This window comes from Abiotrophia sp., from assembly GCF_057275535.1.
The window spans coordinates 112,476-132,643 of the sequence record NZ_DBHIRJ010000002.1; the positions used below are offsets into that span (position 1 = coordinate 112,476).

19 protein-coding genes and 1 pseudogene are annotated in these 20,168 nt (G+C 48.7%); 5 read left to right on the forward strand and 15 right to left on the reverse strand.

What is annotated here, in order from left to right; genetic code table 11:
* Positions 1 to 10: 10 nt before the first annotated feature.
* The 3 genes and pseudogenes from ACO53F_RS01935 to tnpA all read left to right on the forward strand — a co-directional run bounded on the left by ACO53F_RS01935 (position 11) and on the right by tnpA (position 2,891).
* Positions 11 to 1,039: an acyltransferase family protein gene (locus tag ACO53F_RS01935; RefSeq protein ID WP_314211302.1), complete on the forward strand. Its 1,029-nt coding sequence runs from the start codon at positions 11 to 13 to the stop codon at positions 1,037 to 1,039.
* Positions 1,032 to 1,996 (forward strand): annotated as a pseudogene (locus ACO53F_RS01940) (glycosyltransferase family 2 protein). The gene ACO53F_RS01935 and the pseudogene ACO53F_RS01940 overlap by 8 nt, the downstream one beginning before the upstream one ends.
* Positions 1,997 to 2,417: 421 nt before the next feature.
* On the forward strand, positions 2,418 to 2,891 hold the full coding sequence (gene tnpA / locus ACO53F_RS01945) for an IS200/IS605 family transposase (RefSeq protein ID WP_070755616.1): 474 nt from the start codon (positions 2,418 to 2,420) through the stop codon (positions 2,889 to 2,891).
* Between the two features lie 498 nt (positions 2,892 to 3,389).
* Here the strand turns inward: tnpA and rpsI are convergent, their stop codons facing one another.
* Together rpsI and rplM are read right to left on the reverse strand one after the other, a co-directional pair.
* Complete coding sequence (gene rpsI, locus ACO53F_RS01950; protein ID WP_035363993.1) at positions 3,390 to 3,782, reverse strand: 30S ribosomal protein S9; 393 nt, start codon at positions 3,780 to 3,782, stop codon at positions 3,390 to 3,392.
* 13 nt (positions 3,783 to 3,795) lie between these two features.
* Complete coding sequence (gene rplM / locus ACO53F_RS01955) at positions 3,796 to 4,239, reverse strand: 50S ribosomal protein L13 (protein ID WP_083316312.1); 444 nt, start codon at positions 4,237 to 4,239, stop codon at positions 3,796 to 3,798.
* Positions 4,240 to 4,478: 239 nt separating this feature from the next.
* Here rplM and ACO53F_RS01960 point away from each other — a divergent pair, with 239 nt between their 5' ends.
* On the forward strand, positions 4,479 to 5,828 hold the full coding sequence (locus tag ACO53F_RS01960; RefSeq protein ID WP_485137113.1) for a BaiN/RdsA family NAD(P)/FAD-dependent oxidoreductase: 1,350 nt from the start codon (positions 4,479 to 4,481) through the stop codon (positions 5,826 to 5,828).
* Between the two features lie 265 nt (positions 5,829 to 6,093).
* Here ACO53F_RS01960 and ACO53F_RS01965 read toward each other — a convergent pair whose 3' ends face one another.
* From ACO53F_RS01965 to ACO53F_RS02025, 13 genes are all read right to left on the reverse strand, one after another.
* The gene (locus tag ACO53F_RS01965) at positions 6,094 to 7,002 is read right to left on the reverse strand and encodes a substrate-binding domain-containing protein (protein ID WP_485137190.1); all 909 of its coding nucleotides are present in this window, start codon (positions 7,000 to 7,002) and stop codon (positions 6,094 to 6,096) included.
* 20 nt (positions 7,003 to 7,022) lie between these two features.
* Complete coding sequence (gene phoU / locus ACO53F_RS01970) at positions 7,023 to 7,679, reverse strand: phosphate signaling complex protein PhoU (protein ID WP_291428214.1); 657 nt, start codon at positions 7,677 to 7,679, stop codon at positions 7,023 to 7,025.
* 19 nt (positions 7,680 to 7,698) lie between these two features.
* On the reverse strand, positions 7,699 to 8,460 hold the full coding sequence (gene pstB, locus ACO53F_RS01975) for a phosphate ABC transporter ATP-binding protein PstB (protein WP_070756364.1): 762 nt from the start codon (positions 8,458 to 8,460) through the stop codon (positions 7,699 to 7,701).
* Between the two features lies 1 nt (position 8,461).
* Positions 8,462 to 9,280 (reverse strand): phosphate ABC transporter permease PstA, encoded by an 819-nt coding sequence (gene pstA, locus ACO53F_RS01980; protein WP_070756363.1) that lies wholly within the window; start codon positions 9,278 to 9,280, stop codon positions 8,462 to 8,464.
* On the reverse strand, positions 9,280 to 10,140 hold the full coding sequence (pstC, locus tag ACO53F_RS01985) for a phosphate ABC transporter permease subunit PstC (protein ID WP_485137114.1): 861 nt from the start codon (positions 10,138 to 10,140) through the stop codon (positions 9,280 to 9,282). Before pstC ends, pstA begins: the two co-directional genes overlap by 1 nt.
* 162 nt (positions 10,141 to 10,302) lie before the next feature.
* Positions 10,303 to 11,751, reverse strand: a complete 1,449-nt coding sequence (locus ACO53F_RS01990; RefSeq protein ID WP_485137115.1) for a polysaccharide deacetylase family protein — start codon at positions 11,749 to 11,751, stop codon at positions 10,303 to 10,305.
* Positions 11,752 to 11,790: 39 nt separating this feature from the next.
* Positions 11,791 to 13,338: a cardiolipin synthase gene (cls, locus tag ACO53F_RS01995; RefSeq protein ID WP_485137116.1), complete on the reverse strand. Its 1,548-nt coding sequence runs from the start codon at positions 13,336 to 13,338 to the stop codon at positions 11,791 to 11,793.
* Entirely contained in the window at positions 13,331 to 13,963 is a 633-nt protein-coding gene (locus ACO53F_RS02000; protein WP_485137117.1) for a sugar O-acetyltransferase, read from the reverse strand. Before ACO53F_RS02000 ends, cls begins: the two co-directional genes overlap by 8 nt.
* A gap of 178 nt (positions 13,964 to 14,141) precedes the next feature.
* Positions 14,142 to 16,148, reverse strand: a complete 2,007-nt coding sequence (gene tkt, locus ACO53F_RS02005) for a transketolase (protein WP_485137118.1) — start codon at positions 16,146 to 16,148, stop codon at positions 14,142 to 14,144.
* 89 nt (positions 16,149 to 16,237) lie between these two features.
* Positions 16,238 to 16,849, reverse strand: coding sequence for an NUDIX hydrolase (locus tag ACO53F_RS02010; RefSeq protein WP_268442376.1), 612 nt, complete (start codon positions 16,847 to 16,849; stop codon positions 16,238 to 16,240).
* A 60-nt stretch (positions 16,850 to 16,909) separates the two neighbouring features.
* Positions 16,910 to 17,086, reverse strand: a complete 177-nt coding sequence (locus ACO53F_RS02015) for a hypothetical protein (RefSeq protein WP_023391357.1) — start codon at positions 17,084 to 17,086, stop codon at positions 16,910 to 16,912.
* A 131-nt stretch (positions 17,087 to 17,217) separates the two neighbouring features.
* Positions 17,218 to 17,859 (reverse strand): tRNA (guanosine(46)-N7)-methyltransferase TrmB, encoded by a 642-nt coding sequence (gene trmB / locus ACO53F_RS02020; RefSeq protein WP_023391358.1) that lies wholly within the window; start codon positions 17,857 to 17,859, stop codon positions 17,218 to 17,220.
* 3 nt (positions 17,860 to 17,862) lie between these two features.
* On the reverse strand, positions 17,863 to 18,693 hold the full coding sequence (locus ACO53F_RS02025) for a phosphotransferase family protein (protein WP_485137119.1): 831 nt from the start codon (positions 18,691 to 18,693) through the stop codon (positions 17,863 to 17,865).
* A gap of 205 nt (positions 18,694 to 18,898) precedes the next feature.
* On the opposite strand from ACO53F_RS02025, the gene ACO53F_RS02030 reads away from it, so the two are divergent.
* The gene (locus ACO53F_RS02030) at positions 18,899 to 20,155 is read left to right on the forward strand and encodes an MFS transporter (RefSeq protein WP_485137120.1); all 1,257 of its coding nucleotides are present in this window, start codon (positions 18,899 to 18,901) and stop codon (positions 20,153 to 20,155) included.
* The last annotated feature ends 13 nt before the right edge of the window (positions 20,156 to 20,168 follow it).

Sequence of the window (20,168 nt, forward strand, 5' to 3'; positions counted from 1 at the left end):
GGAGAATAAAATGCAAAAGAGAATTGGTTATATCGATATGGCAAAAGGATTAGCCATTATTTTAGTAATTATTGGACATATAACCTTTACCCCGAAAACGGGTAGAACAATCGTTTATCTATTCCACATTCCTTTATTTTTCTTTTTATCAGGCTTTACATTTTCGATAGATAAATATAAAAATTTCCGTAGTTTCTTCTGGAATAAGTTTAAAGGAATCGTTGTACCTTTTGTTTTAATGAATGTATTTGTATTTTTGGTACAACTGTTTATTTTATATCCCGACCAAGTCTTGAGTTTTAACGTAATCCATTTTACTACACAATTACTTTTTTCAGATAGATTGCATATTTATTTCCAATTATGGTTTCTAAATGTATTATTTTTATCGGAAATAGTCTGCTATTTTGTTTTAAAATATGCGCAAGAAGTGAAGATTCAAATAGCTGTTGTTGTCTGTTTAATGCTCTTAGTTTTCATAGGTCAGAAAGCTTATGAAGCAAACTGGTATTTAATTTGGAACTGGGATTTGGTTCCTGTATCATCTATTTTTGTTTTACTAGGATTTTTAACAAGAAAAAATATAGATGTAATAGAACGATTTTTAACACTTAAATTTTTACCAATTGCTATATTTATCAGTATTACAACAGGTTTGTTAAATGATAAAATGAGTGGGTTTAAAGTAGACCTTTTCTACCAGCAAATTGGGAACCATTTTTTGTTTTATATAGCAGCAATTTCAGGAATTTGGGCTACGATTACTTTATTTAAAGTCATTCCTGAAGTGGAGTGGTTTAAATCCATTGGCAAAAAGACATTAATTTACTATGGAGTACACTCACCAATTGTTCTTGTGCTTGTTGAAAAATTAGTAGCACAACTAGCTTCAAAATATACAGGTATTTTCATTAATGGATATGTTACGACAGCCTTCACAACTTTTTTAACTGTTATTGGCTGTGAAATTATTGTGAGAATATTCAAGGGAACCAATTTCCCTTTTGGAATTCAAGTTTTAGGAGAAAAAAATGAATAGAGATAACCCAATTTTATATATCGTTATTCCTTGTTATAACGAAGAAAAGGTTTTGCCTTATACGAATCCCATGTTTATTGAAAAATTGAATCTTTAATCAATACTGGGAAGGTAGATCCAAATAGCAAAGTGATGTATGTCAATGATGGTAGTAAAGACCAAACGTGGTCACTAATTCAACAATATGCAAAAGAAAATAGTCATGTTGTTGGTATTGCACAAAGCAGAAACCGTGGGCACCAAAGTAGTGTTTTAGCAGGAATGGAAGAAGCTGCGAAATTTGCAGATATCGTTATTACCATTGATGCGGATGGACAAGATGATATCAACTGCATGGACAAAATGGTTGAAGAATTTAAAGATGGTTCAGAGATTGTTTACGGAGTTCGTGATAATCGTGATACTGATTCAGCATTTAAGAGAATTACGGCTGAAGGATTCTATAAAGTGATGCATCTTTTTGGAGCTGACGTGGTGTTTAATCATGCAGATTACCGTCTTGTTTCAAAACGGTTTATTCAAGAATTAAAGAAATTCAAAGAGGTAAACTTGTTCCTTCGTGGGATTATGCCTCTTGTTGGATTTAAGTATTCTTATGTGACTTACAAACGTCATGAACGTATTGCGGGAGAGAGTCATTATCCTCTAGGGAAAATGTTAGGTCTTGCAATAGATGGAATTACAAGTTTATCCATTAAGCCAATTCGTATTATTACTGCGATTGGTGTATTGACGTCGTTCTTTAGTTTTGCTCTTATCCTGTGGGTGCTTTGGGCTAAATTCTCGAATAACTCTGTTGCTGGTTGGGCAAGTACGTACGCCATTGTAAGTTTACTTGGTGGAGTACAGTTAATCAGTCTTGGTGTTATCGGTGAATACATCGGTAAGATTTATTTAGAAGCCAAAGAGCGTCCTCGATATATTATTGGGGAACGTACTTATGATGAAAAAGATTAGTTTTTCTTTTCATTTTGAAGCCATTATGATAGGATAAAACATATATAGAAAACACAATGATGGAAAAGGGTTTTTAACAAAACTTTTCAGGGAGGAAGATCCTGACTGCAAGTCTTCCAAGTAACGTTTCAAACTTTTCACTTCCGGAGTGACCATTGGGATTCGCTGATGAATAATGGTTCGGGTCGCCCCCGTTAACAGCGTCCAAGTGTCTTGAGCAAGTCCCAAGGAACAAGGGTGGTACCGCGAAATTTCGTCCCTTATAGTCTATTGGCTATAAGGGATTTTTTTGTATGGAGAAAACCACCAGCAATGCTGGTGGTTCCGGATAGCTTACAGCGAGGTAAGCAAAAAGACCTCCCAAGTGGTAAACTTAGTGTAGGTTTCCCGACCACACAAAAAGAACTAGGGAGGTATCCTTATGAAAAAGGACAATGATAGTTTAGCACACACAAGTTGGAATTGTAAGTACCATATCGTGTTCGCGCCCAAATATCGACGCCAAATCATATATGGAAAGTACAAGGCAACGATTGGCAGAATTATCCGTGAATTATGCGAGCGCAAGGGCGTCATTATCCATGAAGCAAATGCCTGTAAAGACCACATTCATATGTTGGTCAGTATCCCACCCAAATTGAGTGTTTCAAGCTTTATGGGGTATCTGAAAGGAAAAAGTAGTCTCATGATATTTGATCGATACGCCAATTTAAAGTACCGTTATGGGAACCGCAAGTTTTGGTGTCGGGGCTACTTCGTGGATACAGTAGGCCGAAACAAGGAGAAGATAGAAGAATACATTCGGAATCAAGTTCGGGAGGACCAGGTAGCAGAACAACTGAGTTTGTTCGAAGCGACAGATCCATTCACAGGAGAAAAGTATCGGAGAAAGTAAGTGGAGCTCTTTGAGAGCTAGCGAGGGAAAGTGGTGCAAGAGGGAAACCGATTCAGTAGGCCTTTAGGCCGTGGCCGGTAGCAGAGGCTTCCAGCCGCAGAGCAAACCGCCCGTTGTCACGGGCGGTTTTGATTTGTAAGCGCTTATCTATGCTCAAATTATAAAACTAATACTTATGAAAGTCAAGTAATTTTACTGAAGATTGATGTTTTAGTAGTGATAATATTCACAAATAATGCAAACGTTTGCCATTTTCTAGTCGATATAACGTTATTACTTATACTTTGCTGATTTTTACAGAGACTAGATAAATACAAATTTCCCCCAATCATTAAATAATTTTTCAAAATGTTATAAAAACACTCTAGTGTCTACAGCTTGGATAAAACTATAGAAATCAGACTGATTTTACTATTAGAAAGAATATGTACCTGGAAATAAAAAGACATCCAAGAGATATCTCTTGAATGTCTGTAAACGTTGATATAATCGTATTGATTAACGTTTTGAGAATTGAGAAGCTTTACGAGCTTTCTTAAGACCTGGTTTCTTACGTTCAACCATACGTGGGTCACGGGTCAAGAGACCTGCAGCTTTCAGGGCTGGACGGAAGTCAGGATCAACAGTTAAGAGCGCACGTGCGATACCGTGACGGATTGCACCGGATTGGCCGTTGAAGCCACCACCGTTAGCGTTCACCAATACGTCGTATTGACCGAGAGTTTCAGTCACTGCGAATGGTTGTTTGATTACTTCGTGTAAGTGAGGGAATGGAATGTATTCTTCCAATGTACGACCATTGACAGTGAATACACCAGTTCCGGGCACTAAACGTACACGAGCAACAGAGTTTTTACGACGACCTGTACCTAAGTATTGTGCTTTAGACAATGTGGTTCCCTCCTTAAATTAATGATTGGATGTCCAATGCTTGAGGTTGTTGAGCAGCATGGTTGTGCTCAGCACCAGCGTAGACATGTAATTTAGTGAATTGACGACGACCTAAGCGGTTGCTTGGTAACATCCCTTTGATAGATTGTTCTACCAAACGAACTGGGTTCTTTTCACGTAATTCACCAGCAGTGATTTGTTTCAAACCACCTGGGTGGCCAGTGTGACGGTAGTAGATCTTGTCGGTTGCTTTCTTACCGGTCAAGGCTACCTTATCAGCATTGACGATTACGACAAAGTCACCCGTGTCAACGTGAGGGGTGTAAGTCGGTTTGTTTTTACCACGTAAAATTGATGCCACTACAGCAGACAAACGACCCAATGGGACATCTGTTGCGTCTACAAGCACCCAGTTACGTTCAACTTCGTTTTTCTTAGCCATGTATGTTGTACGCACGATAGTTTCCTCCAATATAAATCTAGTTGTTTGACATTACTATTGAGTTTCCGGGGCTCATAGTGGGGCAAACAATACCGTTATCCATATTAACGTGATTTGGCCCAAAAGTCAATAGTATTTGCCAAATTCCTCCCCCAAAAAAGATTACAAACGCATAACAGCGAAAAGTTGGACTTAGGCCCGTCCTTACGGTAAAGTAAAGGGGACTTGAAACACGTTTTATAAGGAGAATTCACATGACACATCCTAGCTTCGACGTCCTCGTGGTCGGCGCCGGTTCCAGTGGCCTTATGGCCGCCATTAATGCCGCCAGCCAAGGGGCCCGCGTCCTCCTCCTGGAGAAGAATAAGCGACCTGGCCGCAAGCTCCTGCTATCAGGTGGCGGGCGCTGTAACGTCACTAACCGAACCAGCCGCCAGGACCTAATTGCCCACATTCCCGGCAACGGTAAATTCCTCTACTCGGCTCTCAATCAATTCGATCAAGACGATATTGTCGACTTCTTCCAGTCCCGGGGCGTCGCCCTCAAGGAAGAAGACCACGGTCGCATGTTTCCGGTGACCAATTCGGCCCGGACCATTCTGGATACCTTGCTGGCTGAGCTGGAGGCCCTAGATGTCACCATCTGGTACGAAGCGCCCGTTGAGCGCCTGCTCCTGGACCGGGAAGCCGGCCGGGTGCGCGGTGTCCTACTGGCTAGCGGCCGGGAGGTGCTAGCGCCCGCAGTGGTGCTAGCAGTCGGTGGCCGCGCCTATCCTAAGACCGGGGCCACCGGCGATGGCTACGCCTGGGCCCGGGCTGCCGGCCACACCATTGAGCGCCTTTATGCCACCGAAGCCCCGCTCTTGAGTCAGGATGGCTTCATTGTAGACAAATCCCTACAAGGCGTCTCCCTGCGTGACGTGGCAGTGACAGTTTGGGATGCGGCGGGAGCTCCTTCTGCCTCTTCCCCAGCCCAAACAGCCGGAAATACGCCTGCCAAACAAGCTAATGCCCCCGCCAAGGCCATCGTCACCCACCAAATGGACATGATTTTCACCCATTTCGGCTTTTCTGGCCCTGCCATCCTACGTTGTTCCGGCCACGTCAACCAGTGGCTCTTTGCCCATCCGGAGGCGGAATCCTGCCTGCTAACAGTCAACTTCCAGCCTAACCTGACGCAGGCTGAACTGAGCGCCCAGGCTGAGGCCGGACGCGATAAGCAGCTGCTTACCTTGCTCAAACAGTGGGTGCCTGAGCGCCTAGCCTTGGTCCTCTGCCAGCAATTAGGGGTGGCACCAGAGATTGCCTTCAAGCAGCTGACCCACGCCCAGGTTGCCCAGCTCTGGCAGCTGATGACGGCCTTTCCACTAAGCGCGACCGGCTCTCAACCTCTGGAAAAAGGCTTCGTGACCGGGGGCGGCGTCTCCACCAAGGAAGTCAATCCTAGGACTATGGAGTCCAAGCTGACCCAAGGCCTCTTCTTCTGTGGCGAATTTCTGGATATTAACGGCTACACCGGCGGCTACAACATTACCGCCGCCTTCGTGACCGGCACCATCGCCGGCCAATACGCCGCCTGGAAAAGCTTCGAGCTGCAAGGCTGATTATTTAATAGCCCCCTACCCGAGCCAGTGGTCCACTCTCAAAAGTAGGCCACTAGCTCATGACTTCCCGCCCTTTTTGCGCACTTTTCCGCAGTTTCCGACCCAGCCAGTGGTCCACTCTTCAAAGTGGTCCACTAGCTCACAGCTTTCCACCCTATTTACGCCATTTCCGGCAGTTTCTGCCCCAGCCAGTGGTCCACTCTTTGGAGTGGACCACTGGCACACCAAAAAGCGGCTAGGATACAATCCTAGCCGCTTTTTTATCTTACCAATGAGTTTTCTGGCCACTGAAAATGGCTTGTAATTCGGTCAGTGTCAGGTTTTTTAGCTGGCTCTGAGCCGGGTTGACTACCACCACGATGCCATCCAAGGCAAAGGTGGCGTGCCCGACCTGGCTAGCCTCGCTAGTAGTCAACTCCCGTGACAGCATGCCGATATCGGCGGTGCCATCCAGAGCGGCAGTGAAGCCAGCAGTCGACCCGTTGGAGGTCACGTTAATCTTAACGCCAGGATTGAGCTTCTCGTAACGCTCGGCTAGCTTTTCAATGACCGGCGTCAGGGAAGTTGACCCAACTAAGCTCAGCTGGCCCTTGTGTCCACCCGAACTGTAGTCATAGCTGCCGGCCGCCTGCTCCTGCCAAGTCGCCTTGCTGCCGGGGCTGATATAGCCGGCGCTTTCCACCATGGCCTGCCCCTCACGCGAGAAGACGAAGGACATGAAGTCTTGACCCAGATCGCTCAGCCCCTCTTCTTTCCAAGCCAAGTTAAAGGGCCGGGCTAGCGGATAGGAACCGTCACGCACTGCCTCAGCACTGATCGCCACCCCATCCAAGCTCAGGGCCTGGATGCTGTCATTGAGGGAACCAAAGGAAATATAGCCAATAGCCGCCGGGTTTCCTGCCACCACCTGGAGGACGCCGCCCGTCGTATTAAGGACATCGGCTTCCACCGTGATATTGTCGTCGCCTTTGGCATCTTGGACTTTAGCCAATTCCACAAAGGCCTGGCGCGTCCCAGACCCGGCTTCCCGGCTGACCACAATAATGGGCTGGCCGCTGACCGAGCTAGCAGCAGCTGCCACCAAGCCAAATGGCCCAAGGGCGCCCGCTACAAGCCCAGTCACTAGAGTCGCCAACGCCCACTTAAGGCGCCGGCTCCCCCATTTCTTTTGCATAAACATGATCTACTAGCCTCCTAGTTGAGCTCGACGATTTCGCCCGTATTGAGGAAGACTACCCGCTCGCAAATGTTGGTCACATAGTCGCCAATACGCTCCAAGCTGCCTGCCACACCCAAATAGTCAATTCCGGCTGGGATCAACTCCCGTTTACGCTCCATGCGCTCAGCTGTATCGCGATAGACTGCCTCCAGCAATTCATCAATTTCCTCGTCCATGAGAGCCACCTTACGGGCCTTTTTAGCGTCACGAGTGATGTAGCTATCCAAGGCGTCCGCAATCATCTTCTCGGCCACTTGCGCCATGCGGGCTAGGTAGCCCTTAACCGTCTGGCTTTCTTCGTCGTGATCTTGATTGCGCAGGGCAATAGTCCCGATAGAAACCGCGTGGTCAGCAATACGCTCCAGGTCGATGCTGACATGGAGAACGGCGAAGAGCATACGCAAGTCTTGGGCCACAGGTTGTTGCAAGGCAATAATCTTGTGAGTATCTTTTTCGATTTCAGCCGTTGTCGCGTTGATTCTCAGGTCATCACTGAAGACTTCGTGAGCTAACTCGGTGTCACTTTCGATATAGGCTTGGGTGGCCTTGTTGACTGAAGTTTCAGCCGCCTTGCCTAGGCCTAAGAGCTTGTTGTGTAAGGCTTCTAATTCTTGAACATAGTTATTACGCATAGGTCATACCTCCTCTAGATTAGCCGAAGCGGCCTGAGATGTAGTCATTGGTCCGTTGATCGTGTGGATCGGTAAAGATTTGAGCCGTGTCGCCAAATTCCACAACTTCCCCTGATAGGAAGAAGGCCGTCTTGTCCGAAATGCGGGCCGCCTGTTGCATGTTGTGGGTGACAATCACGATGGCGTAGCGGTCCTTGAGTTCCTGAATCAAGTCTTCGATTTTGTTGGTCGAAATAGGGTCCAGGGCTGAAGTCGGCTCGTCCATAAGTAGGACTTCAGGGTCATTAGCAATGGCTCTGGCAATACAAATCCGTTGTTGTTGCCCCCCTGATAATTCAGTGGCATTGGAATGGAGCTTGTCCTTAACCATATCCCAGATAGCCGCCCCCTTAAGGCTGTTCTCGACGATTTCATCTAGGACTTGGCTGTCCTTAATACCGTGAGTACGTGGCCCGTAGGCGATATTGTCATAGATAGACTTAGGGAAAGGGTTAGGTTGCTGGAAGACCATGCCCACTTGCTTACGCAGTTGGGTGACATCATAGTTCTTACTATAGATATTCTTGCCGTCTAGCTCAATCAAGCCTTCTACGCGGGCGCTAGGCACCAAGTCCTGCATGCGGTTGAGGGTCTTAAGGAAGGTGGACTTGCCGCAACCAGATGGTCCGATAAAGCTGGTCACGACCTTGTCTTCCAGTTGCATATTGACATTTTTGAGGGCATGAAAATCTCCATAATAGAGATTGAGATTGGTAACATTAAACTTGTATGGCTGAGTCATCTTAATTTCCTCCTCGGCTTAAGCGACGCCCAATGTAGCTCGATAAGCCGTTAATTGCTAGTACTAAGAGAATAATGACGGTCCCGGTCGCGTAAGCTTCCTTAAGGTGAAGCCCTTCTGACGAGAGCACGTACATGTGTAGGGACAGGGTCCGAGAACTGGACATGAGGCTAGAAGGTAGACCGGTCGCCGACCCCAGGGTAAAGAGCAAGGCGGCCGTCTCCCCGACAATCCGCCCAACGGCCAGAATGACCCCTTGCAGAATGGCTGGCATGGCCACTGGCAGAACTACCGTAAAAATAGTCCGTAATTTACCGGCGCCCAGGGCCAAACTCCCCATACGCAGGGAATTATCGACCTGGAGTAGACCTTCTTCCGTCGCCGAAATAATAATAGGCAGGACCATAATGACAATGGTTAGAATCCCGGCCAAGAGCGAAAACTGGAATCGTAAGTAGATAACGAAGAAGAGCATCCCGAACAAGCCATAAACAATGGACGGCACGGCTGCCAAGGTGTCCGTAGCCAGACGAATGACTTTGACTACGCGTGATTTGCGGTCAGCGTACTCTACTAGGTAAAAGCCGGTAAAGACACCAATGGGGGTGGCAATAGCCAGCGACAGGCCGACCGTAATCAAGGTCGAAATTAAAGCGGGCGTCAAGGACAGGTTGTCCGTCGTGTAGTCCCAAGCGAAAAGACTAGGCGTCAAGGCACCAAGCCCGTTCCAGACAATAAAACCTACAATGAAGGCTAACATGCCCAAGGTGAAGGCAGCCGAAGCATAGATCAGCCACTTAACCCAAGTAAGCTTAGACATTAGCGTTTACCCCCTTTGTTTTTAACCCGGGTGAAGAAGAGGTTAATAATCAGAATGAAGACGAAGAGCACCACGGCTGTGGCGATTAAGGCTTCCCGGTGTTGGCCGGTCGCGTAGGCCATTTCCATGACGATGTTGGTCGTCAAGGTCCGAACCCCTTGGTTGAGTTCTGTTGGAATACGTGGTTGGTTCCCCGCCACCAGGATGACGGCCATGGTTTCCCCAATGGCCCGGCCAATCCCTAGGATGACCGCCGACAGAATACCGTTTTTAGCAGCTGGCACCACGACGGTGAGGATGGCCCCCTCGTGGGTAGTGCCCAGGCCGATGGCCCCTTGATAATAGGACTTAGGGACATTACGAATGGCTGATTCCGACAAGCCAATAATAGTGGGCAGAATCATAATGCCTAGCAGGAGCGAGGCTGTCACCATGTTCATGCCCGACCGACCCATAATCCGGAAGAAAGGCACGAAGATTTGGAGGGCGAAGAAACCATAGACAATGGAAGGAATGGCTGCCATCAGGTTAATGGCCGACTTGGCATAGCGATAGTAACGCTCTGGACAATAGAAGACCATGTAGACGGCCGTCAGCACCCCAATGGGCACCCCAATCAGGATGGCGCCTCCTGTGACAATTAGGGATCCGACAATCATGGGTAGAATGCCAAACTCAGGCTGACTGGCCGTTGGCCGCCAGTTGGTCCCGGTCAGGAATTCCCAGACTCCCTGCCGCAGAATGAAGGGCAGACCGCCGGAGAAGATAAAGTAAAAAATCAGGATAATAGATAAGACCGAGATCAATGCCGAAATCAAGAAGACATGCTTCATGACGGTCTCACGTACATCACGTTTCATAGTGGTAACTCCTATAGTGTTAAATTCAAATATGCGAGGTCTAGACATGCTAACTCTTCTCCATTATACACAAACTTGCGCTAGCTTGCCTAGCGGGACGAAGCAAGTTGTGCTTAAGTCAGCACAAGAAAAGGACCGGAAACTACCTTCCGGTCCTTTGGCTTAGTAATAGTAATAACCTAGATCGTTCTGCTGTGGCATGACGAAGTGATAGCCCTTCTCCTTGAAGATAGGAATGAGGACATCAATGGCTTCCACCGTTGAGATGTGGGTATCGTGCATGAGAATCACTGACTTAGGTTGCAAGTGGCTCAAGACCTGCTCGATAATCATGTCCTTGTCGTGGCTCTTCCAGTCTTCGGAATCCACGTTCCAGACAATCGACGTCATAGGTTGTAGGAGGTCTACTACCCGCTTACCCCCACTCCCGAATGGTAGGCGATAGAGGGTTGGTGTAACACCCGTCGCTTCTTGAATGGCTTCTTGGGCGTATTGAATTTGCTTCTTAACCCCTTCATCTGACTCCTTGGCCATGTCCGGGTGGGTATAGGTGTGGTTGCCGATTTGGTGGCCGGCATCTCGCACCTTACGGGCAATCTCAGGATACTTCTCGACGAAGCCCCCCATCATGAAGAAGGTGGCCTTCACCTGGTGCTTATCTAAGACTGCCAGTAACTTCTCTGTCACTTCTGGGTTAGGACCATCGTCAAAAGTTAGACTGATCAGTTTACGGTGGTCAATGGCAGAGCCTGACAAGCCGTCTGCTAGGCTAGCACAAGACCAGAGAGCCTCTATGCTTTCCTTGGATAAGTTATCGTCGGTGGCATTTTTAGCTACTGCCTTGGCGAAGTCCTTAGCCTTGTCTTTGAGTTGGTCGCTCAAGTCCTGGGCATCGGTATGAGCCTCAATCTTTTGGATATCTTGCTCGATGGCCTGAAGAGTTGCCACGTTAGTGTCCACCGTCGCTTGGTCGACGGTCGTCCCCAAGGACAAGTCGCTAATCGCCGCCGTCACCTTATCTTTCAAAGTAAAGACTTGGTCGGCCTCCGCAATCAACTCCTGGATGGCTTGGCCTAGGGCATCTTGCTTGCCAACCTTAGTCACCGATTCGTTGCCAGCCACGGATTTAACTGTCTCAGCCGTCACACCCTCAGCTAGTTTGGCCTTGTGGTTGACCTGGCTACCTTGAATGAGGGCCTGGTCGCTATCATAGAGCTGACTCAGGGCTTTAATGGCTTGGTAACGGGCTTCGGCTGCCTGGTAGTCCTGCATCAGTCGGTAACCTGACCATCCGCCTAGGGCTTGCACCTTAGACTTAGCCGCCTCTAGCTTACTAGCTGAGATATCTTGAGCTAGGAAGTCTCGTTGCGGACTGAGGTAGAGGTCCTGAATGGCGCTCTCGGCTGCTTGGATGCTCTGGCTTGAACCCCCACGAATAAGAGGGAAAGCCACCCAGGCTAGCACTAGCACTGCTATAGTCCCTGCTAAGAGGGTCAAGCCTGTCCGGGTTGCCCGTTTTCGCAGAGCGGCTGGGTCTTGGGCAGGGCCTGGACTAGTCTCTTCTGAATCTTTAATTGGATCTTGCTTGCTTACTTGTTCTTGGTCTGACATGTCAAATCCGTCCTCTTCAACAATAATTTTTGACTTATTTTATACAAATGGTGCAACAATCCGTAAGACAGCATCCCATAGCATACCAGTCAAGGTATTACGGGTATCTGCCAGGGTGATTTGGCGGGCTTGGGCTTGGCTTGCCAGGAAATCCGCCTTGATAGTTGGAATAACTGGATGATTGTATAACATGGCGCTCAACTCAAAGTGCAGATAGAGGGAGCGGTAGTCCAGGTTAATAGTTCCCACACTGGCCAGACGATCGTCCGCCACAAAGGTCTTGGCATGGAGGAAGCCAGGGCTGAATTCATAAATCTTAACCCCTGCTTCAATCAAGGGACGATAGTAAGAACGGGTCATGCGGAAGACCATCTTCTTATCCGGAATACCCGGTGTCATAAGACGCACATCCACCCCACGTCTCGCCGCCAGGGTCATAGCCGTCTGCAATTCATAGGAAATAACCAGATAAGGCGTATAGATATAGACATAATCCTGGGCAATATTGAGTATATCACGATAGACATTCTCCCCTAGAGGCTCATTATCCAAAGGCGTGTCGCCATATACTTGGACAAAGCCCTGAGCAGGATTGGCCAGCCTTACCGCCTGCTCCGCCAGCTCGTCATCCTTGAAGGTCTCATAGTTAATGTCCTTCTTAGGATAGAAGGCATTCCACATATCCAGGAAGAGGGTGGCCAGACTCCAGACACCTGGCCCTTCTAGGCGGATCAGGTTATCCTTCCAATAGCCAAAACGTTCGATTTCATTAATATATTCATCGGCTAGATTCATGCCACCTGTAAAGCCCACCTTGCCGTCGACGACCACAATCTTACGGTGGTCGCGGTTGTTAACGGCCAGCGAAATCACCGGCGTAAAGGGATTGAACTGCAGGCACTTAATACCGATGGCCTCCATTTGCGCGACAAAGTCGCTAGGCAGGGTGGTCAAGCAACCAAAGTCATCATAGATCACCCGAACCTCCACTCCTTGGTCAGCCTTTTGCGCTAAGACTTCGAAGACCTGATCCATGAAGAGGCCTGGATTCATAATGAAAAATTCAAGCAATATATAGCGTTCCGCCGACCGCAAAGCCTCCAAAAGAGGCTCCAAGGCCAACTCACCCGCGGCGTAGTAATCCACTTGGGTATCACCATAAACCGGCAAATTAGAAGTCTGTTCAATATAATAGCTGAGGCTAGCCAGCCGGGAATCCTGCTCTAACAAGTGCGGATAAGCCCCTGACACAGCTTGGCCGTAATCCTTGGCTACCTGGTTGGCTACCTGGGCTGCCATGCGTCGGCTAGGCCGCTTGTTACCGAAGAGGGCATAGAAGAGGCCACCGAAGATAGGCAAAAGTCCCATTAAGATAATCCAGCTCATGCGATAAGCCGGGTTCTCGTTCTTACGAATCAGATATAGGGTCATGATGACCGTGAAGACCCGCAAGAGTGCGTCCAGTACCAAGGAGTAATCGATGATGTTGAGAAAGACCGTGGCAAACCAGACTAGCTGAATCAGAATCAGGAGGGTCGTCACCAGGGCCCGCCCAGTAGTAAAACGACCGCGGAGTTTTTTAATCACGATTCCCCTCCTCTGCTGCTTTGCTAGCAAAGTAGTTAGCCTCGACCGCCTCCCAATGCAGGCGTTCCTCCTGACCTAAGGTTCGGATAATACGGGCTGGGTTGCCTGCTGCTAGCACATCAGCCGGTAGATCCTTGGTGACAACCGAGCCTGAGGCTACGACCGTGCGAGGGCCAATGGTGACACCAGGATTGACCACTACATTGCCACCTAGCCAGCACTCATCGCCAATGGTGATGGGCTTAGCCAATTCAATCACGCGGTTGCGGACCCCAGCATCCAGGGGATGGGTCGCCGTATAGAGGCTAACCCGAGGCCCAAACATAACATTGCGGCCAATGGTAATCGGCGCCACGTCCAGCATAATACAATCAAAGTTGGCGTAGAAATGCTCGCCCACTGAGATATTGCACCCATAGTCCACATAGAAGGGAGACTCAATATGACAACGCTGGCCAATTGCCGCGAAGGTCTCCTTGAGAATCTGATAACGAGCTTCCTTTTCCGTCCGCGACAAGGCGTTATAGCGCTCCATCGCCAAGCGCCCCTTATTGCCCAATTGACGCAACTCCATGTCTGACGGATCATAAGCTTGCCCAGAAATCATTCGTTCATATTCGCGCATAGTAGTATCCCCCTTCTTAAGCTACTCCCTTCTATTATACCCGATGACGCCCCTTTGAAACAACTCCAATCACCAAAAATGTGCGCTAAAATGCACACTTATGGCCCCCTCTCGCCTGCCTAACTTAGCCATAGAAAAAAGGGCTGGAAGTTATCTTCCAACCCTCTTATTTTTTAGCTTATTTACCGAAAGCTTCTAAGTAACGTGCCACCACGTTTTCTACTGTGAAGCCGAATTGAGCCATAACTTGGTCAGCTGGACCTGATGCCCCGAAGCCATCAATCCCCACCGTGACGCCGTCTAAGCCGACATATTTTTGCCAACCGAAGGTTGAGGCCATTTCAACAGACAGACGGTTGCGAACAGCATTTGGCAAGACAGATTCCTTGTAAGCTGCGTCTTGCTCGTCGAAGCGGTTGAAGGCTGGGAAGGATACAACGGATACATCCACACCGTGTTCTTCACGTAATTTAGCTTGAGCTGCGACCGCTAAGGCTACTTCAGAACCAGAAGCCAGGAGTAAACCAGCAGGCACTTGACCTTGAGCTGGGGATACCACGTAAGCCCCTTTGCGTACGCCTTCTTCTGCCAAGGATTGGCTGTTGGCCAAGACTGGCAAGTTTTGACGCGTTAAGACTAACATACTTGGACGCGTTTGTTCTTCCAATGCCACTTTCCAAGCAACGTAAGTCTCGTTAACGTCTGCTGGACGGAAGACGTTGAGGTTAGGTAAGGCACGGAAGGCAGCCAATTGTTCAATTGGTTCGTGGGTTGGGCCGTCTTCCCCAACTGCAATCGAGTCATGTGTCATGACATAGATAACTGGCAATTGAGATAAAGCAGCCAAACGTACAGCAGCCTTGAGGTAGTCAGTGAAGACGAAGAAGGTCCCACCGTAAATCTTAGACCCACCATGGAGGGCTACACCGTTCATGGCAGCTGCCATGCCGAACTCACGTACCCCAAACCAGATGTTGCGGCCTGCGTAGTTGTCAGGCATGAAGTCTTGCTCTTGGCTGTTCATGGTCTTGTTAGAACCAGATAAGTCAGCAGAGCCACCCCATAGGAAAGGCACGCCTTGGCCTAAGGCTTGGATGGCCTTGAAGCTTGAGTTACGGCTTGCGTCAGCCGCTGTTTCTGGACCAACTAGTTTCAGGCCCGCATCATAGCCTTCTGGCAATTTACCTTGGAAGGCAGCCACTAAGGCAGCAGCCTTTTCAGGGTGAGCAGCCTTGTAAGCTTCGAATAACTGGTTCCAAGCCTCATTGGCTTTGGCACCACGCGCTTGAACTTTTTCAGCGAAAAGTTGTGCGGCTTCTTCTGGTACAGTGAAGGCAGGATAGTTCCAGCCGTATTTAGCCTTGGTTGCTGCCCAATCTTCTGAACCTAAAGGCGCCCCGTGAACCTTAGCCGTCCCTTCGTTCTTAGAACCAAAGCCGATGACGGTCTTGATTTCGATAATAGTTGGTTGGCTAGTGTGCGCCTTAGCTGCTTCAATGGCAGCGGAAATAGCATTCAAGTCGTTACCGTCTTCCACGCGGAGATAGTGCCAGCCTTGTGCTCCAAAACGGTCTTTGACATTTTCTACGAAGGCTTGCGATAAGTCCCCATCCAAGGAAATATCGTTAGAATCGTAGAGCACTACTAATTTACCTAATTGGAGCTTACCGGCTAAGGAGCAGGCTTCATAGGCTACCCCTTCCATTAAGTCCCCGTCACCACAGAGGGCATAGGTGTAGTGGTCGATCACTGGGAAGTCAGGCGTGTTGTAGGTTGCACCTAAGTGAGCTTCAGCCATGGCCATGCCGACAGCTGTCGCAATCCCTTGACCTAAAGGACCAGAAGTCGCTTCTACCCCATGCGTGTGACCCACTTCTGGGTGACCAGGGGTCTTGCTGCCTAATTGGCGGAAGTTCTTCAAGTCATCAATGCTTACATCAAAGCCAGCAGTATGCAACAGGCTGTATAGTAAGGCTGAACCGTGGCCTGCACTGAGGATAAAACGGTCGCGGTTGAGCCAGCCAGAATCCTTAGCGTTAACATTCAAGTGGCCTGCCCACAAGGCATAAGCCATCGGTGCCGCCCCCATTGGTAAACCTGGGTGACCTGAATTAGCAGCCTCAATTTGGTCTACACTCAGGGTCCGTAAGGTATTGACGGCGAGTAAGTCTTTTTCATTAAACATGCGCATATCTCCTTTGCTTTGTTGCTTGCCTTTATTGTAACACGAATCGGTCGGAAATCGAACAAATTAAATGTTCGAATGCTCAAAAATCAATCGATTAACACCTGCCAACGCTCACCCGCCTGATAAGCCTCGTGGCAGAGTGCGATTTGTTGGTAGGAGCTTTTGGCTTCAAAGAGTTCCGGCAAGTCATCCGGAGCGAAAAATTCCGCTGCCTGGGTCTCGACATTGGCTTGGAAGTTTTGAGTCTGGTAGTCACACTCGATGAAGCACTTGAGAATAGTTAAAGGACTATGACCTGGATTATGCAGATTACGGTCTTGGATCATAATCAGACGCTTAGCCTGCCCGACGACACCAGCCTCCTCCCAAAGCTCCTTGAGAGCATTAGAAGTCAAGGTCTCCGTCACGTCCATCCAGCCACCTGGCAGGGCCCAGCGCCCATCGGCTTCCTGAACTAACAGAATCTTTCCATCTCGCCAGACCACCGCTCGGGTATCGACCTTAGGCGTCTGATAGCCATATTCGCCATCAAAGCCCAGATCCAGCTGCTCCCGAGTCAAATTAGACCTCTGGGCAATTAGTTCCTTGGCAATGACTTGAATCCGCTCATAGCGTTCGGTGTCGAAGACATCCTTAGAATAGAAGACACCCGCCAGGCCAATGGCAATGAGTTCCTTTAACAAGACCAGTTCATCCATACACTTTCTCCTCCCTCTCTACGAAAAAAGAGGCCCCAAGGGCCTCAGGGTCTTGCAAGATTAGAATGAACCTTCGTCTTGCAAACCCCGAAGAAGTTCTTGGAAGGCTTCTTCAGAATCAACTACGTGGAAGGAGGTGCTGCAGCACCCTACACCACAATGACCATCCGCATGGTCTTGTGCGGCCAATTCTTCGTCTTCGATGTTTTCGATTTCTAATGGATTATCTTTTACCATAATACCGCCTCCGGTTGCTTTTGATAACGCTATTATACCAAATTTATCAGGCCTTGTATAGAGACACGCTTAATCCAAACTAGCCAGGCCCATTCAAAAAGGACAGGAAGTCACCTTCCTGCCCTAAGGGCTTATTTTCTAAATTTCGCTTCCATGCGATAAATACGGTGGCCACGCGAAGAGAATTTCTCCTCATATTCGGTCATGACATTATCAGGGAAGTCCGACTGGTGCAAGTCTAACCAGACCTGCTTGAAGTAGAGGCCATACTGGGACATGCTAGCCAAGGAATACTCGAAGAGCCCTTGGTTGTCGGTCTTGAAGTGAATCTCCCCTTCTGGCACCAGAATCTCTTGGTATTGAGCCAGAAAGTCAGGCGAGGTCAGACGACGCTTGGCATGCTTTTTCTTAGGCCAAGGATCGCTGAAGTTGAGGTAAACCAGGGACACTTCGCCAGGCGCGAAGTACTGGTTGAGGTTACGGCCATCGGCGTGAAGGATTTGCAAGTTAGGCAAGTCTTCCCGGATTTGATGTTCCAAGACCGTCACAATGACACTGGTTTGAATCTCAATGCTGATGTAGTTAATTTCAGGGTGGCGCTTAGCCATCTCCACGATAAAGCGCCCCTTACCGGAACCCACTTCGATATGAATGGGCTGTTCCTTGGCGAAACGGGTCTGCCACTGGCCACGGAGTGTCTCCGCCTGCTGAGGCACATACTGAGGATGGGCATCCAGTTTATCCTGGGCCCAAGGTTTATGACGTAATCTCATAACTTAGAAAAACTCCTTTGGTTGATAGGCGAGGCGACGCTTATCAGCTTGCGCCCCTTGGTAGATAGACTTCAAGAGTAGGACCAGCTCATTCATACGATCGAAGCGATTCTCTTGATAATAGTGTTTGATAATGAGTAGACAGTTAATCTGGCTATACCACTGGACTCGTTTGTAGGTAGTAGCATCGAAGCGCAAGCCATAGGTCTTCAGCCATTGAGTCCACTCGCTAGGCCGGTAATACTCACAGAGTAGGCGGCTAAGGTCGCTAAGCGGATCGGCAATGCGGACATTCTCCCAGTCTACTAGATAGAGCTGGCCATCTTCCGCCTCCAAGAAATTAAGGTGATGCAAATCCCCATGGCAGACACAGTAGTTAACATTATAGAAGTCGTCATCCAAGGCATCTTCCAGAGAATGAATGACTTCATTGAAGAAGTGATGCTGACAGAGGGCTGCTGGCAAATCCTTACGGTAGAGGGCAATAAAGTCCAAGGGATAGAAGAGTTGGTCTTCACTGCGCTTGAGCATCATGAGCAGGTAGTCAGATTGATGAATGGAACGGATTAATTGAATAACCTTTTCTTGGCCCATGTCCTCCCGGCTCAACAAGTGGCCATCCTTCCATTCTTGGGCCACCAGGAGATCTCCTGAATAGGTCCGCTGGGTCCACATGAGCTTAGGCGTAATCCCTTGGGCTGATAGGGCAGCAATAAAAGGCGAGGAGTTGCGCTTGAAGAAGACGCGTTCATTATTCTTAACGCCCATATAGGCATCACCACTAGCGCCCCCGATAGGGGTCATTTGCCAGTCTTGTTCCTGTCCATCTCGCATCTGGGCGCCTCCTCTCTCATAAGCATACAGTCCATTTTACCATGGAATGGACCCAGGTAAAATACTTTTCCACTAAATAGTTGATGTAAGCGATTCCGAGTTGTGGTTGGATTAATAGCCTTCCGCTCAAATTTCGGTCCTAAGGCCGATGGCAGCCCCCAGCTCCTATGTTAGACTAGAATCGATTAAGAAAGGAGTGGTTCCCATGGAAGCTAGACTTACCCAAGCATCCAATAAACAACTCAGTAAACTGATTGTATCCAACCTAGCCGGTACGCTCGGTTCCGCCATCCTGACCTTCGTCATCGGCTTGATTATTCTCAAGCACAGTGACTCAGCCATTTACTTCGGCCTGTCCCAGGCAGTAGGGCCGGTGGTTTCCCTGCTACTGCTGCCCTTTACCGGTAGCCTAGTCGATAAATACAACAAACAACACATCATTATTTGGGCTCAAGGTCTCAGTATCCTAGCCCTGGGGCTCTTTGCCGGCTTTATCGCCACCACCCATCTGACTAGCAATCTGCTCATGGTCTTCCTGCTCTTGATTGCCCTCAAGATTTCCGACCAATTCCTGTCTACCGCTTCGGTGTCGGCCGCTACCACCCTAGTGGTTGAGGAGCACGTCCATAAACTCAGATCCATCGAACAAACCATTGGTGCCCTGTCTCAATTTATCGCGCCTATTGCTGGGGTTGCCCTCTATGCCACTCTGCCACTGGAATACCTGGTAGGGCTAGAGATTGGCTTAGAAGCTCTCGTCATTATCATCACCCTGACCCTTAACTTCCACCTCGTTGCGCATCATCAAGCGGATGCTGAAGCCTCTCTCTTCACCCTCTTCAAGGAAGGGCTGGACTTTATCAAGGCCCACAAGAAATTCCAACATACCTTGGCTCTCTTCATGTTCATTAACCTTCTGATTACAGGGATCATTGTGGGCATGCCTTATGTCCAAGTCAAAGTCCTCCACTTCTCAGATTACTACTACGGCCTAACGGAAGCTGCGCTCAGCCTAGGCTTCATCTTAGTGGGGATTTACCTCTCCGCTCGTAAGGCTATCCGCTATCCACTACTCCTAGCCTGGAAATCCATCCTCACCATTGGCGGCCTGGTGGCGCTTATGGGGGCTGTCCTCTGGTTACCTCTGTCAACAGATGCCTTCTTCGCCTTCTTCCTCCTTATTAGTTTAATCTTTGGTGGTATCTCAACGGCCGTTAACATTCCCATGATGACCTGGGTCACCCAGATTGTACCCACTCACTATCAAGGCCGGATTTTCAATATCGTCTCAACGGCTAGCCAACTCCTCTCGCCCCTAGGTATGGTCATCTTCTCCTTAGGTTTCGACTACTTGCCAGCTAGCCTACTCTTCCTCTTATGCGGCGTTATTATGATAGGCGTGACCGCCTACTGGCCTCGCTTCTACAAGGTCAACATTTTAAGCAACCAATTAGAAGACTAACCTCAACTAAGGC